The sequence below is a fragment of the Humitalea sp. 24SJ18S-53 genome, assembly GCF_050632385.1.
Lineage (GTDB): Bacteria > Pseudomonadota > Alphaproteobacteria > Acetobacterales > Acetobacteraceae > Humitalea.
In genome coordinates, this window is record NZ_CP192599.1 from 1,754,333 (window position 1) to 1,768,441 (window position 14,109).

14 protein-coding genes are annotated in these 14,109 nt (G+C 70.8%); 1 reads left to right on the forward strand and 13 read right to left on the reverse strand.

Features of this window, described 5'->3' with window-relative positions; translation table 11 throughout:
- Positions 1–11: 11 nt before the first annotated feature.
- Complete coding sequence (locus ACQW02_RS08510; protein WP_431284838.1) at positions 12–995, reverse strand: Bug family tripartite tricarboxylate transporter substrate binding protein; 984 nt, start codon at positions 993–995, stop codon at positions 12–14.
- Positions 996–1,153: 158 nt separating this feature from the next.
- A complete protein-coding gene (locus ACQW02_RS08515; protein WP_431284839.1) occupies positions 1,154–1,723 on the reverse strand; it encodes an invasion associated locus B family protein in 570 nt (189 codons plus the stop codon).
- Between the two features lie 117 nt (positions 1,724–1,840).
- Here ACQW02_RS08515 and ACQW02_RS08520 point away from each other — a divergent pair, with 117 nt between their 5' ends.
- Complete coding sequence (locus tag ACQW02_RS08520; protein ID WP_431284840.1) at positions 1,841–2,443, forward strand: hypothetical protein; 603 nt, start codon at positions 1,841–1,843, stop codon at positions 2,441–2,443.
- A gap of 316 nt (positions 2,444–2,759) precedes the next feature.
- Here the strand turns inward: ACQW02_RS08520 and hpf are convergent, their stop codons facing one another.
- From hpf to ACQW02_RS08575, 11 genes are all read right to left on the reverse strand, one after another.
- Positions 2,760–3,347: a ribosome hibernation-promoting factor, HPF/YfiA family gene (hpf, locus tag ACQW02_RS08525; protein WP_431284841.1), complete on the reverse strand. Its 588-nt coding sequence runs from the start codon at positions 3,345–3,347 to the stop codon at positions 2,760–2,762.
- A 54-nt stretch (positions 3,348–3,401) separates the two neighbouring features.
- A complete protein-coding gene (rpoN, locus tag ACQW02_RS08530) occupies positions 3,402–4,952 on the reverse strand; it encodes an RNA polymerase factor sigma-54 (RefSeq protein ID WP_431284842.1) in 1,551 nt (516 codons plus the stop codon).
- Positions 4,953–4,995: 43 nt separating this feature from the next.
- Positions 4,996–5,754, reverse strand: a complete 759-nt coding sequence (lptB, locus tag ACQW02_RS08535) for an LPS export ABC transporter ATP-binding protein (protein WP_431285880.1) — start codon at positions 5,752–5,754, stop codon at positions 4,996–4,998.
- A gap of 41 nt (positions 5,755–5,795) precedes the next feature.
- Positions 5,796–6,788, reverse strand: a complete 993-nt coding sequence (locus ACQW02_RS08540) for an LptA/OstA family protein (RefSeq protein WP_431284843.1) — start codon at positions 6,786–6,788, stop codon at positions 5,796–5,798.
- Positions 6,785–7,483: an LPS export ABC transporter periplasmic protein LptC gene (gene lptC / locus ACQW02_RS08545; RefSeq protein ID WP_431284844.1), complete on the reverse strand. Its 699-nt coding sequence runs from the start codon at positions 7,481–7,483 to the stop codon at positions 6,785–6,787. Before lptC ends, ACQW02_RS08540 begins: the two co-directional genes overlap by 4 nt.
- Before the next feature lie 171 nt (positions 7,484–7,654).
- Positions 7,655–8,305 carry a ribonuclease D gene (locus ACQW02_RS08550; protein WP_431284845.1) on the reverse strand — a complete coding sequence of 217 codons (651 nt, stop codon included), beginning with the start codon at positions 8,303–8,305 and terminating at the stop codon, positions 7,655–7,657.
- A gap of 45 nt (positions 8,306–8,350) precedes the next feature.
- Entirely contained in the window at positions 8,351–9,367 is a 1,017-nt protein-coding gene (locus tag ACQW02_RS08555; RefSeq protein WP_431284846.1) for a glycosyltransferase, read from the reverse strand.
- Between the two features lie 28 nt (positions 9,368–9,395).
- Positions 9,396–10,058: a CpsD/CapB family tyrosine-protein kinase gene (locus tag ACQW02_RS08560; protein WP_431284847.1), complete on the reverse strand. Its 663-nt coding sequence runs from the start codon at positions 10,056–10,058 to the stop codon at positions 9,396–9,398.
- A gap of 20 nt (positions 10,059–10,078) precedes the next feature.
- A complete protein-coding gene (locus ACQW02_RS08565; protein ID WP_431284848.1) occupies positions 10,079–11,653 on the reverse strand; it encodes a GumC family protein in 1,575 nt (524 codons plus the stop codon).
- A complete protein-coding gene (locus ACQW02_RS08570) occupies positions 11,650–12,732 on the reverse strand; it encodes a polysaccharide biosynthesis/export family protein (RefSeq protein ID WP_431284849.1) in 1,083 nt (360 codons plus the stop codon). Before ACQW02_RS08570 ends, ACQW02_RS08565 begins: the two co-directional genes overlap by 4 nt.
- Complete coding sequence (locus ACQW02_RS08575) at positions 12,729–13,994, reverse strand: ATP-binding protein (protein WP_431284850.1); 1,266 nt, start codon at positions 13,992–13,994, stop codon at positions 12,729–12,731. Before ACQW02_RS08575 ends, ACQW02_RS08570 begins: the two co-directional genes overlap by 4 nt.
- Positions 13,995–14,109 lie beyond the last annotated feature (115 nt).

Genomic DNA, 14,109 nt, shown 5'->3' on the forward strand with positions numbered 1-14,109 from the left:
TTCGTTTCCCCTCAGTCCAGCGTGACGCCGGTGCGTTTCACAACTTCGTCCCATCGGGCGATTTCGGCCAGGACGAAGGCCTGGGTTTCCGCGGGTGGCATGCCGCCTGGCTCGACCCCGATGCTGGCGAAGCGGTCCTTGACGGCGGTGGTGGCCAGGGCGCGGGAGAGTTCGCGGTAGAGGCCCTGGACGGAGTCCTCCGGCGCGCGGGCGGGGCCGGCCATGCCGAACCAGTTGGTGGTGACGACGGTCGGGAAACCCTGTTCGGCGACGGTCGGGACCGCCGGGAAGGCGGGGCTGCGCGCCGCACCACTGACCGCCAGCGGGATCAGCGTGCCGGCGCGGATGTGGGGGGCGGCCGAGGGCAGGCTGTCCCACATCGCCTGGATCCGCCCGCCGATCAGGTCCTGCGTCGCGGCCTGGGCGCCGCGATAGGGCACGTGGACCACGTCGATGCCGGCCGCGAGTTTCAGCATCTCACCGGTCAAATGATGCAGGGTGCCATTGCCGCCGGTGCCGTAGTTCATCGCGCCGGGCTGCGCGCGGGCCAGGGCGATGAAGCCCGCCAGGTCCCGCGCCGGGATGGTGTTGGGGTTCACCACCAGCACCAGCGGCAGGGTGCCGATGATGGTGACATGGCGGAAATCGGCCCGCGTGTCGTAGGGCAGGGAGGGTTGCAGCGCCCGCACGATCGCCTGCGGCCCGACATTGGTGGTCAGCCAGGTCAGCCCGTCCGGCATCGACTTGGCGACGTAGTCCGAGCCCACGACGCCGCCGGCGCTGGCCCGGTTTTCCACCACCACCGACTGGCCGGTCTGGTCCTGGACAGCCTGGGCCAGGGTGCGGGTCAGGATGTCCGACGCGCCGGCGGGCGGCGAGGAGGAGACGAAACGCAGCGACCGGCTGGGCCAGGGCGCGGCCTGCCCCCATGCGATTCCGGGCGCGACGGCGGGGGCGAGAAGGGCTGCGAGGGCGAGGCGGCGGGTCAGCGGCATGGCGGTCACTCCGGAATGTACTGACAACGCCCAGCAAAGCCGGTGCCACGCGGCCCTAGACCGCGATGCGTTCGCATTCGATCACGCATCGCGGTCTAGCTTGTTGTTTGTCGCGTGATTCAGCCCTGCGGCGCATTCGCGCCTACGGCCATCACGCTCTAGTCGCGCGGCAGGGCGTCCAATGCGGCGGACAGGCCGCGGAAGGAGAAGGGCAGCGCGGCCTCGCCACCGCTGGCCTGCTGGAAGAGCAGGCGGCCGGGCTGTTCGGCGGTGCGGGCGCGCAGGCGGGTCAGCAGGGCGGCGTCACGCAACTCGATCTGGGCGGTGCAGCCGGCCGGGATGCATTGGCGCCAGGCCAGGGCCAGCGGCGAGCCGGTGGTATTGCCGCCGTCCAGCACCAGGCGGGGGGCCGCGGGGAAGGCCACGTTCAGCGGCACCTGCACCACCAGCTTCAGCGGATCGGCGCGGTTGCTGCGGCCGATGGCGAAGAGGGCGACGGGCTGGTTGCGGTCGTTCTGCAGGGTCTGGGTCAATTCGCAGGCGCGGGCGGGGGGGCGGCCCTCGCACCGCATCGCCCAGTCGCCGAAGACGGCGACGCTGCGTTCCGGCTCGGCGCTGGCGTCGGCGGCGGGGGGCGGGGTCGGCGTGGCGCGGGGGGTCTGGGCGGCGGCCGGGCCGGCCAGGAGCGCCAGGACGGCGAGGGGCAGGCGACGGGCAAGGTTCGGCATCGGGTGATCCCCCAGGGGTGCTGGCGGTTGGGATGCCGCGCCCGCGCCGCCTCGGCAAGCCCCCCGGCGCCTGCCGAAAGACTTGCATCGCGGGGGCGATCGGCCCGAAACTGGGCCATGCGTCGTTGTTCTGTCCTTGCCGCCCTGCTGCTTGCCGCCCTTCCGGTCCAGGCCCAGCCAAGCCAGGCCCAGCCAAGCCAGGCCCAGCCATCCCCCGCGCCGCGCGGGGCCGAGGCCCGCGCCGCCGAACTGGACCGGCTGTTCGCCGCCCTGCGCGATGCGCCGGACGAAGCGGGCGCGGCCCTGGTCGAACGCCGCATCCAGGCGCTGTGGGCGCAGAAAGCCAGCCCCGTCGCCGCGCTGTTGCTGCGGCGCGGCCAACGCAACCTGGCCGGCGGCGCGCCGGATGAGGCCGTGGAGGACCTGGACGCGGCGCTGAGCCTGCAGACCGACTACGCCGATGCCTGGCTGCTGCGGGCGCAGGCCCTGGGCGCGGTCGGCGAACCGGCCGCGGCGGCGCGCGACATCCAGCAGGCGCTGCGGATCGAACCGCGCCACTTCATGGCGCTGGAAGCGCTGTCGCAATTGCAGGAAGACCGTGGCGACCTGACCGGGGCATTGCGCAGCTACGAGGCGGCGCTGGCGATCCATCCCCATCTGCGCGGCGGCCAGCAGCGCCTGCGCGAATTGCGCCGACGCGCGATCGGCGACGATACCTGACCGCAGGCGGCGGCTGGAGGAAGTCTTGCTGCGCGTGACGCGCGGCGGCGCCGAGGATCTTCGCCGATGGCTGGCGGCGGAGACCGAGAAATGGGGCAAGCTGATCCGTGATGCCGGGGTCAGGCCGGAATAGAGACGCTCGGCACCGGAAGCCGGTCCGGAGCGGCTGGTCCGGCCGATCGCGGCGCTACGGGCGCTGGTCGACCACGCGCTGGTCGACCCTGGGACCATTCGTCGGCGGAGGCGCTGCACGCCCCGGCCGTCACCGCGATCGCCCGGCTGGTGTGAAAAGAGCGACCGCGGTGCAAGCTTCCCCTTACTTTCCGTCAGGGTCGATCCAGCCGATGTTCCCATCGGCGCGGCGGTAGATCACATTGATCTCCCGCGTCTGCTGGTTGCGGAACATCAGCAGCGGCGCCTGCGCCAGGTCGAGCCGCATCACCGCCTCGCCCACCGACAGCAGGGCGATTTCCGTGGGCTGCTCGGCGACGATCGCGGCGGACTCGCCGGTCAGTTCGGGCTCCTCGACCTCCTCCGCACCCAGCGGGGCTTCGTGGCGCAGGATCATCTGGCGTGCCGCCTGCGGCCTTTCGCGTTCGGCCAGGCTTCGGGCGTGTTCGTTCACGCGTCGTCGGTAGCGTCGCAGCCGTTTGCCCAGGTGCTCGGCCGCGATGTCGAAGGCGCGATGCGCGTCGGTGCCCTCGCCCTCGGCGCGCACATAGAGGCCGCGCCCGGCCTTGAGGTTGATGTCGCAGCCGAAGAAGGCCCGGTCACGCTTGAAGGTGACGTTGGCTTCGAGGGCATGGTCGAAATACTTGGCGGTGACGGCGGCGAGGCCGTCCGTGACATGGGTCTTCAGCGCTTCGCCAGTTTCGACCTGCTTGCCGGCAACGGTGACGTGCATGGTTGGCAACCCTCCTGCGTTATCGCGGATCGGGCCACCCCGGGGGTACTGCGGTCAGGCCGGGACGGCCTTCTCCCTCTTGCGCTGCACCGAACTTGGGATGCGCAGCGCATCCCGGTATTTCGCCACCGTTCGTCGTGCGATGTCCACACCCTCGTCACGCAAACGCAGCACAATCGCATCATCGGAGAGAACGTCCTCCGCTCCCTCGGCCTCGACCATGGTCTTGATGCGGTGGCGAACGGCTTCGGCGCTGTGGGTTTCGCCGCCCATGGTGCCGGCGATGGCGGTCGTGAAGAAGTATTTCAGTTCGAAGGTGCCACGAGGCGTCGCGATGTACTTGTTGGCGGTGACGCGGCTGACGGTGCTTTCGTGCATCGAAACGGCCTCGGCCACATCCCGAAGAATCATCGCGCGCAAAAAGCCGACGCCGTGGCGGAAGAAGCCATCCTGGCGGCGGACGATTTCGGCCGACACCTTCAGGATGGTATTGGCGCGCTGTTCCAGGCTCTTGACCAGCCAATTGGCGCTTTGCGCGTGTTCGGCGAGGTAGGCCTTGGATTCCTTATCGGCGCCCACGAGCGCGCGCCCCAGGAAGCCGCGATTGACCAGCACGCGGGGCAGGGTGTCGGGGTTGAGTTCGATGATCCACGACTGGTCCGGCGCGCGCTTCAGCAGCACGTCGGGCACGATCGGGGGGGCGGGGGCGAGGTCGTAGTCGGCGCCGGGCTTGGGGTTCAGCCGCTTCACCTCGGCGATCATGTCGGCCAAATCCTCGGCATCGACGTCGCAGACGCGCATCAGCCCGCGCATGTCGCGCCGGGCCAACATTTCGAGGTTGTCCAGCAACGCGACCATCGCCGGATCCAGCCGGTTCTTCTCGGCCAATTGCACCGCGAGGCAGTCGCGCAGGTCGAGGCAGAACATCCCCGTGGGATCGAAGCGCTGCAACCGGTCGCGAACCGCAACGACGCGGTCCAGCGTCGTGCCAAGGGCCGCGGCGACCCGGTCGGAGGTGATGGCGCAGCGCCCGGCGGGGTCCAGCATCGACAGGAACTGCGCCGCGATCAGCCGGTCCACGCGGTCGCCGAAAGTCAGGCGCACCTGTTCGGCGAGGTATTCGCGCAGGTTGGCCGGGCGCGCGATGGCCAGGTCGTCGATCCCGCGGTCATCCTCGCCGAAATCGGAGCGGCCGCCGGTGCCGCTGGATTGGCCGGAATATTGCGGCTCACCCGCCTCGGTGCCGCCATCGCTGCAATTGGACCAGTCGCGGGCGTCGAGGGGGGATTCGCCGACCGGTTCCAGGGTGCCGGCGCTGGCGGCGTCGAAGGCATCGGGGACGGAGGGCGCATCCATCCCGTCGCCGGAGGAGGCGGCCAACAACTCGCGCGGGGCGGCGAAGCCGGCGTCCTCGGCAAAGGCATCCGCGCCGGGGGCCAGGGCGCGGTCGTCGCGTTCCAGCAGCGGGTTGCGTTCCAACTCCTCCTCGACGAAGGCGATGACCTCCATGTTGGAGGATTGCAGCAGCTTGATCGCCTGCCGCAATTGCGGCGTCATCACCAGCGATTGCGTGTGACGCAGGTCGAGGCGCGGGCCCATCGCCATGTGCGTCAGCCCTGTCGCGGCAAAGAGGGCAAGCGCATCGCGGTCAGAGGCTGAACCGCTCGCCGAGGTAGACGCGGCGTACTTTTTCGTCGGCGACGATCTCGGCCGGGCTGCCTTCCTTGATCACCTGGCCGTCGTGCAGGATGTAGGCGCGGTCGATGATCTCCAGCGTCTCGCGCACATTGTGGTCGGTGATCAGCACGCCGATGCCGCGATCCTTGAGATGCTTGACCAGATCACGGATTTCGCCGACCGCGATGGGGTCGATGCCGGCCAGTGGTTCGTCCAGCAGGATGTAGGCGGGATGGGTCGCCAGGGCGCGGGCGATTTCGCAGCGCCGCCGTTCGCCACCCGACAGAGCCAGCGCGGGGGCGCGGCGCAGGTGGGAGATGCCGAATTCGGCCAGCAGCGCATCCAGCATCTGGTGGCGGCGGTCGCGGCTGGGTTCGACGACCTCGAGCGCGGCCAGGATATTGTCCTCGACGCTGAGGCCGCGAAAGATCGAGGCCTCCTGCGGCAAGTAGCCGAGGCCGAGGCGCGCGCGTCGATACATCGGCAGGCGCGTGACGTCATGCCCGTCCATCAGGACGCGGCCGGCGTCGGGCATGACGAGGCCCGTCATCATGTAGAAGGTCGTGGTCTTGCCGGCGCCATTGGGGCCGAGCAGGCCGACAGCCTCACCCCGCCGCAGATGCAGCGACACGCCGCGCACGACCGGGCGCTTCTTGTAGCGCTTGCCGAGGCCGATCGCGACGAGGCCGCCGGGGGTGCCATCGGCAAGCCCGCCCTTGACCACGCGCAGGGCCGGATCGCCGCTGAGGGGCGGGCGGCCGTTGGGGGGGGTCACGGGCGGCCGCCCGGGCGCGGCCGCGTGCCGCCGGGCTGGTCGGCGCCGGGCTGTTCGCTGTTCGGCACGATCAGCCCCTGCACCCGTGCGCCGGGGGAGGAGACGAGGCGGGCGGTATTGGCGGTCAGGTCGACGATGGCTTCCTGGCCGTTCAACTGGTTTTCCCCGCGCGTGATGCGGACATTGCCAAGGACGCGGGCGATGCCGGAGACGGGGGAATAGACGGCGCGGTCGCCGCGGACGATCTCGGTCGCGGTGCGGATTTCGATATTGCCGAAGGCTTCGACGCGATCGAGCTTGCTGCCGGCGCCGGGCACCGAGGGCGGGCCACTGGCGGGGGCGCCGGCCAGGGTCGCTGCCTGCTGGCCGGCGGGTGGCTGGCCGGGGCGTGCGGCGGCGGGCCTGGCGCCGCGCACGGGCGGTTCGGGGGCGGCTTCCAGAAAATAGCCCACGATGGTGTCGCCCTGGATGCGGCGGCCGTCCTGGGTCGTCACCACGGCGGCGCCGCGGGCCACGGCCATGCGGCGGGGCGTCCAGTATTCCAGGCTGTCGCGGGCGGTGATGCGGCTGTCCTGCGTCGTCAGCCACAGGTCGCGCCCGGTCAGCACCATCACGGCCTGGTCGATGTCATAGACCGCCCGGTCGCCGGCGGCGCGATCGGTCGCGGTCGAGATCTGCACCTGGCCATCAGCCTCGAACCGCCAGATTTCCGAGGAGGAGGCCGGGCTTTCCCCCGTCGTGGGGGCCGCGGCGGCGCCGCCGCGCGGGCGGTAGCGGGCCATCAGGCGGTCGGCGTCGATGGTCACGCCGTCGCGGATCGCCTTGGCATTGCCATGGGCGATCACGACCTGGTCGGCCTGGCGCCATTCGATGCCATCGGTCGCGGTGACCTCGGTCGGGCCGCCGCGCGACAGGTCGAGCGCCTGGCCGAGGGCGACCCCGGCCCAGATGACGGCGGCCGAGGCGAGCAGGGTTGTGCGCAGGGTCACCGGCCGCCCTCCAGCACCGTGCGGGCGCGGCCGGTGAAGACGACGACGGCGCCGCGTTCGGTCAGGCGAAAGCCCTCCGACACCAGGGTGCCGAAGGGGCCCTGGGCCGCGACGGGGGCATCGCCCTCAGCACTGCCGGCATTGAGTTCGACATGCGCCCGTTCGGTCAGCATCGTGGTCCCATTGTCGTGGAACAGGGTCACCCGCCCCCATAGGTCGAGGATATTGGTATTGCGGTAGAATCGGCCGTCATCGCTTTCCAGCATGATCCATTCGCCGCCGGACAAGGTGATGTCGGCGCGCGGCGCGGTCAGCAGGACGATGTTGGGGTCGGCACCCTGCTGCGCGGCGACCGAGGCGGTGACGGTATAGGGCCGCTGCTGTTCGTCCACGCCATCGTAGCGCGGGCTGACCACGCGCATCGCATCGGGCACGCCGCCGGTCAGGCGGCGGAAGGAGAGGCGGCCCCGATCCTCCGACCGGTCGAATTCCGGCCAGAGCGCGATGGCGGCGAGCAGCACCACCGCGGCCCCCGGCAGCAGCCACTTCAGCGCGCCGACGGTCAGCCGGCGGCGCAGCATCTGGCCCGGGGTCGGCGCGCGGCGTTCGCGCGTCAGCGACGGCATGCCACGCCGGGCGGCCTGGTCCGGCAAGCGGTCCGGCACCGGCAAGGGAATGGGGGGCGGCGTATCCATGGTCAGCCGCGCGATAGGAGAAGGTCGGTCACCGCTTGGATATGCGGCGCCCGACCGCAGGGGTCAACGCCCGACATGCCACACGGCGGCAAGCCGGACAAAAATCGTGCCAGGAATGACGTTTGCGTTATTCGGGGGCTTCGGCCTTGCACGGCCGCCCCCCCGACGCCGTCAGTGATGGAAGATGTCGGGCTCGTCGTAGCCCATCAGGTCCAGCGCGCCGCGCGTGGGCAGGAAGGCGAAGCAGGACTCGGCCAATTCCAGCCGGCCCTCGCGCCGCAACAACCCCTCCAGCTTGGCCCAGAGCGCATGCAGGTGCAGCACGTCGGAGGCGGCATAGGTCAGTTGTTCCGGGCTGAGGTCCGGCGACCCCCAGTCGGAGGTCTGCTGCTGCTTCGACAGATCCACCCCCAGAAGTTCGCGGCACAGGTCCTTCAACCCATGCCGGTCGGTGAAGGTGCGGACCAGCTTGGCGGCGATCTTCGTGCATTTGACCGGGGATACGGTGATGCCGAGGCCCTTTTGCAGCGCCGCCACGTCGAAGCGCGCGAAATGAAAGAGCTTCACGCAGGCCGGATCGGTCAGCAGGCGCTTGAGGTTCGGGCAATCCGCACCCCGGCCGCCCAGCGACTCGGGAATGATCTGCACGCAATGCGCATGGCCGTCGCCGGCCGAAAGCTGCACGAGGCACAGCCGGTCGCGCCGGGGGTCGAGGCCCATGGTCTCGGTGTCGATGGCGACCATGCGGCCGAAGTCGATGTCGGCGGGCAGGTCATGGCGGTGCAGGCGGATCTGGCCGCCGGCGGTGAAGAGCGTTGTCACGGTGATCCTGTCAGGAAAGAAGGTCAGGCGAAGGCTGGGGGCGCGTCACCACGTCTCCCCATCCATCACCCGCGCGTAATACTCCAGGTAGTGCCGCACCATGTGCCGCACATCGAATTGTTCAAGCGCCATCTCCCGGCAGCGCGTGCGGGAGATGTCGTCCACGTCGCGCATGGCGCGCGCCAGGCCCAGGACGTTCTTGGCCAGGAAGCCATTTTCCCCCTGGCGGACCTGTTCGTCCAGCCCGCCGCTGTCCAGCGCCACCACCGGCGTGCCGGCGCAGAGCGCCTGCATCGATACCAGCGGGTAGGTTTCGAACCAGCGCGGCGCGAGCACCAGGGCGCGGGCGCCCATCAGCACGCCCTCGACGTCCTTGGTTTCGCCCAGCAGGCGGACGTTGGGCAGCATCGCGGCCAGGGGGCGCACGAGGTAGCGGCCGTAGCGGCGGCCTTCCTCGTTGCCGACCACGTCCAGCGGGCGCAGGGCCATGGCGGCGGCCAGCATGGCCAGGTGCTGGCCCTTGTACCAGGAGATCTTGGCCAGTTGGACCAGGCGGGTGCCGCCATTCGGCGACCAGGGCACCTTCGCGACATCGATCCCGAAATGGACGAAGGGCGCGGTGCCGCCTTTCAGCGTGGCGGCATGGGCGGCGCTGTCGGCGATGACATTGCGCTGGGCATAGCCCGGCGGCTGCGGCACGCAGGTCGAGACGACGAAGGGCAGGGCGTCTGGGTTGCGGTTGACGAAGATGTTTTCGAGCGACCAGTCGTGCAGCACGTCCAGTTTCTCGCGCGCGACATGGGCCTGCACCGCATCGGCCAGCAGTTCCTCGTCCAGCCGGTGGCGGCCGCCGCTGACCGCCATGGATTGGCCATAGCCCGCGACCTCCACCGTTTCACCGGAGCAATGGCTGCCGGGGCGGCCGAACAGGGTGACGTGGTGGCCCTGGCGGATCAGTTCTTCGACGAAGGCGTGGACGACGCGTTCGATCCCGCCGTAGCCGACCGGCGGGGTCGGCAGGTTGACCGTCGAGATCATGCCGATGCGCAAGCGACGGCTCATTGCGGTGGATCATCCATGTCGGGAGCGCCTAGAGGAGTCGATCGAGGAAGCGGGGCAGGTGGCGCTGGTAGCGGTTCAGCACGGTGCCGCGCAGGGGCGCGCCGCCGGCCTGGAGGATCGCCACCGACTCCCGCATCGCATCCCACCGCGTGTGCTCCGCTCGCAAGACCATGAACGCCGCCCCGGATTGCCCGGCCAGGACCGCCGCCTCGGGGTAGGCCAGCACGGCGGGGCAGTCGACCAGGCAGAACTCGAAACCCTCACGCCGGATCTGCTGGCACAGCCCGACGATGCCGCCCGCGGCGAAGAGCCCGCCCTGGTCGGCCGCGGTGCCCGCGCCGGCGGGCAGCACGGCGAACTGGCCCGAGACCGCGACGTGCAGCGCACGCCGCAGCGGCACGTCGCCGCGCAGGACCTCGAACAATCCGGGCTCCGCCGGCAGGCCGTAGGCGGTGGCGAGGCCGGGGGCGGCGAAATTCGCATCGATGACCGCGACGCTGCGCCGCAGGCCGCTTTCCAGCGTGCGCGCCAGGTTGACGGCGACGGTCGTCGTGCCCTCCCGCGGGTGGCTCGCGACCAGGGCGACAAAGGGGGCGCGGGTATGCGCGCCGGTCGCGATGCCGACGGCCAGCGACATCAGCGCGCTTTCCTCCAGCACCGGCAGCTTGCGCGGGGTCGGGGTCAGGGGCATGGCGCGGGGCCCGGGCGCGTTCAACGCCGCATCTCCGGCACCCGCGCCAGCACGGGCAGGCCGAGGACGCGTTCGGCATCCCGTTCGGTCGAGACGGTGCGGTCGAAGAATTCGGCGAAGACCGCATAGGCGATGGCGAGCAACAGGCCGCAGCCCAGCGCCAGCCCCAGCAGCAGCGTCGCGCGCGGCCAGGAGGGCAGCAAGGGCGGCAGCGCCGGCGACAGGATGCGGACGCTGGTCTGGTCGTCGGAATCCATCGCCCGCAGCATCTGCATGTGGTCGATCTGCTGGCGGTATTCGCGGATGCGTTGCAGCAACTGGTCGCGGCGGCTTTGGGTGGCGATGAAGCGGGCCTCGATCGCCTGGAGCCGGGCCTGGCGGGCATGGGTTTCGACCAGGCGCGTCTGGGCCGCGACCTGCACCTGCTGTTCGGTCGCGATCCTGTCGTCCAGGTAGCCGATCAGCGCCGCGTATTTCTGGCGCCGCAGGTTGGCGATCTGCTGGTCGAGATCCCGCACCTCCCGCGACGTCGGGCGAAGCTGGGTCAGCGCCGCGTTGCGCCGGCCGGAGATTTCCGCGTAGCGCGCGTCGATGTCGGCAAGTTGGGTGAGCTGGACCTGCGGCACGCCGGGGGTCGCGGGCCAGTCCTGCCCGGTTTCGACCTGGGTGCGCAATTCGGCCGCGCGGCGCCGGGTCTGGTCCTCGGAGATGCGGGCCTGGGAGATGTCGCGCTCGAGCGTCGTGATGAGCGAGATGATGACCTGCTTTTCCGCGCCCGGGTCGGCGATGCCGGCGGTGCGGGCGGCGGCCTCGATCCCCGCATCCACCTCGGCCAGTTCGGCGACCGCGCCGGCTTCCCGTTCGCGGTAGAATTCCACGGCCTGGGCGGCCGAGGATTGCACCCGGATGTGTTCCTGGATGAAGGCGTCGAGGATGGTGTTCAGCGCGAAGGCGGCGAAATGCGGTTCGGCCCAGCCGAAGCCGACGCCGAAGACATTGGTCTCCCGCACCGGGGCCGCGACGAGGGAGCGGGAGATGGTTTCGTAGAGCGCTTCCTCCGGCGACAGGTCCCGCCGGCCGGTGATCACGCGCAGCGGCCATTGCGCCAGCTTGGCGGCGTCGCGCGCGATACCCTTGGCCTGGTTGATCAACCGGCGCAGGGGCGAGGGCGGCGGGGCGGCGGCGGCCATTTCCTCCAGCCGCTCGCGCAGCAGCGGATAGGCGCGCTGCATCACCGCGGGGCTGCGCATGATCTCGACCTCGTCATTCACGTTCTCCGGCCGTTCGGAGAACATGAAGTTGCCGGCGCTGATCTGCGGGATGCTGACGGAGGAGAGTTTTTCCCGCCCCACGCGGACCAGCACCCGGGTGCTGGAGACGTAGCTTGGGGATTCCAGGAACAGGTAGACCAGCGAGCAGAGCACCGCGCCCAGCATGATGCCGACCATCGGCCAACGCCGCCGCAGCAGGGTACGCAGGATGTCGTGCAGCGAGACGCCGGGCAGGCCGATGGGCGCGTCGATGTCGATCGTGCGCCGCGTCGGCGCCAGGTCGGACGACGGCGGCGGTTGCTGGCGCAGGCCGCCGCCGCTCATCGGATGCCCGTGACGGAGTTCAGGTTGACGCGGTTGGCTTCGAAGATGATGCCGGCGTTGGTGCCGGTGAAGAGGAAGAGCCGGCGTACGATCTGGTCCACCAGGCGGCCGGCGATGGCAAGCTGGCTGGGCGGCACGTAGATCACCGAGCCCGGCGGCACTGCCATGTCCTCATCCAGCGAGAGGCGTTGCAGCACGTTGTTCAGGTTGGCGACCCGCAGGCGGCCCTGGCCGGCTTCGTCCCAATACAGCACGCGGACCTGGTCCAGTGCGGCGAATTCGGTCGGCCCGCCGGCGGAGGCGACCAGTTGCAGGATGCTGCGCACCGGCGTGCCGGGTTGCGGGCCGGGGCGCTGGACCTCGCCGAAGACGAAGACCTGCTGGCCGGTCGCGGCGGCGAGGCGGACCGATGTGGCCAGGCCGCCGATCCGCTGGCGATAGGCGTCGGAGGTGCGTTCGGCGACTTCGTCCACCGTCATGCCGCTGACGCGGATGGATTGCAGCAGCGGCAGGGCGATGGTGCCGTCCGGGGCGATGACCATGGCTTGCGCGCGCGGGGCCGCGGTGCCGGCGACCATGGTCATGAACATCTCGGCCTCGTCCGAGGCGCGCACGACATGCACCGTGGCCGCGGGGTCGAGGTATTCGTCGTTGTAGCGGGCGGCGATCGCGCGGCCGAGGTCGGTGGGGCGCATGCCGGCGGCGTTGATCTCACCACGCATGTTCAGCGAGATGCGACCGTCGGGCCGGACGGTGTGGATGCGGTTCAAGGCCGGATGGTGCTGGAACACCACGTCGATCTGGTCGCCGATGCCGATGCGGTAGTCGCGCACGGAGGCGCGCCGGTTCATGGCGTACATCACCTCGATCGTGTCGCCGGGTTGCAGGCGCCAGTTGCGGGTGCCGCGCAGCATCGCGGCCGACAGGTCGGCGGCGGCGGCTTCGCGCGCGGCGGGGTCCGCGTCCTCGACATAGGCGGGGGCGCCGCCGCGCACCTGGTCGAAGGATCGGCCGGGAGCGCAGCCAGCCAGGACGAGCAGTCCCAGGCAGCACAGGCGGAGGATGGCGCGCGGGATCATGCCGGTGCCCCTGCGTCGGTCGCGGCTGGCGCCGTGGGCGGTGCCGCGGAAAGCGCCGCGCGGAACAGCATGTGGTGCGCCAGGGCCGGCAGCGCGAAGGCGTAGCGCAAGCCGCCGGGCGTGCTTTCGACCACCAGGGCCGGGCCAAAGGCGGGCCGGGCCAGGGCGGCCAGGATGGGGGCCGCGACGGGCGGCAGGGCCGTTTCGGCGAAGCGGTCGTCGGCATCGCGCGGCGCTTCGGCCGCGGCGCGCAGCACGGCGGCAGCACCTGGCAGCGCCATCGCGCGTTCGTAGACGCCGCCCAGTTCCGGTTCCTGCTTGCGCACCGCTTCGGCGATGGCGGCGGTGACGTCGTTCACCGTGACTTCGCGCGCCTTGCGTGCGCTGGCCGCACGCGCCGCGAACAGGCACAGCAGATGCGCGTAATACGGCATGCCACGCGCAAGGCGCACAACCTGCGCCGCCGCATCCGGCGCGAAGGCCAGGCCCGCGGCGGCCGCACCCGCGGTGACCAGGCGCGCGACCTCCAGGTCACGCATCGGCGGCACGTGGATCGCGACAAGGTTGCGCTGGATCGAGGGCTGGTGGCCCAGGAGATCGTCGAGGCTGCCGGCGACGCCGACCAGCAGCAGCGTGACGGGCAGCGCCTGGTCCGACAGGTTCTTGATCGTCTCGGCCATGGCGTTGCGCAGGGCCGGGCTTTCGGCGCGGTCGAATTCGTCGATCAGGAACAGGACCTGGCCGCCGCGCACGCGCGCCAGCGCGTCGGCGACATCCTCGGGGCCGAAGGGGCCGTCGGGCAGCAGGGTCGCGGCATGGCCGGTGGCGCCGGGATCGAGCAGGCGCGGCGGCACGGCCGACAACAGGCCGCGGAAGAGGCGTTCATAGCCGGTGTCGGCGCCGCAGGCGCGGCGCACGGTCAGCACGCCGGCCTCGGTCGCCAGGTCGGCGAAGGCATTGGCCAGGCTGGTCTTGCCGCGCCCGCGGTCGCCGTAGAGGACGACATGGGCGCGTTCTTCCTCGATCGCGGCGATCAGGCGCTTCAGTTCAACCTCGCGCCCGATGAACAGCGGCCCCAGGGCGCGCGGGCGGGTGGGCGTGAAGATTTCGCGCAGGCCCTCGGCCGCGGTTTCGGGGCCGGTCGCGCGAAAGGCGGGGCCAGCCTCGGCCGCGGGACGCATGGCGTCCAGGACGCGAAAGCCGTTGACCGCGGGGGGCATGGCCGGGCGTGTCGAGGCGATGGTGGAGGCGGCAGCACGCAAGGTCGCGGATCCTGTTGCGGCAGGCACCGATGGCGCGGGGCCTTGTGTGGCGGCATCGGCCGTGGGGGCGCCGTGGGTGGTGGAACCCGCGGATGGTGATCCTGGTGTCAACGAT

Coding starts and splice junctions, on each gene's coding strand:
- ACQW02_RS08510 (WP_431284838.1), bottom strand. CDS start 995: ATGCCGCTGACCCGCCGCCTCGCCCTCGCAGCCCTTCTCGCCCCCGCC.
- ACQW02_RS08515 (WP_431284839.1), bottom strand. CDS start 1,723: ATGCCGAACCTTGCCCGTCGCCTGCCCCTCGCCGTCCTGGCGCTCCTG.
- ACQW02_RS08520 (WP_431284840.1), top strand. CDS start 1,841: ATGCGTCGTTGTTCTGTCCTTGCCGCCCTGCTGCTTGCCGCCCTTCCG.
- hpf (WP_431284841.1), bottom strand. CDS start 3,347: ATGCACGTCACCGTTGCCGGCAAGCAGGTCGAAACTGGCGAAGCGCTG.
- rpoN (WP_431284842.1), bottom strand. CDS start 4,952: ATGGCGATGGGCCCGCGCCTCGACCTGCGTCACACGCAATCGCTGGTG.
- lptC (WP_431284844.1), bottom strand. CDS start 7,483: ATGGATACGCCGCCCCCCATTCCCTTGCCGGTGCCGGACCGCTTGCCG.
- ACQW02_RS08555 (WP_431284846.1), bottom strand. CDS start 9,367: ATGAGCCGTCGCTTGCGCATCGGCATGATCTCGACGGTCAACCTGCCG.
- ACQW02_RS08560 (WP_431284847.1), bottom strand. CDS start 10,058: ATGCCCCTGACCCCGACCCCGCGCAAGCTGCCGGTGCTGGAGGAAAGC.
- ACQW02_RS08565 (WP_431284848.1), bottom strand. CDS start 11,653: ATGAGCGGCGGCGGCCTGCGCCAGCAACCGCCGCCGTCGTCCGACCTG.
- ACQW02_RS08570 (WP_431284849.1), bottom strand. CDS start 12,732: ATGATCCCGCGCGCCATCCTCCGCCTGTGCTGCCTGGGACTGCTCGTC.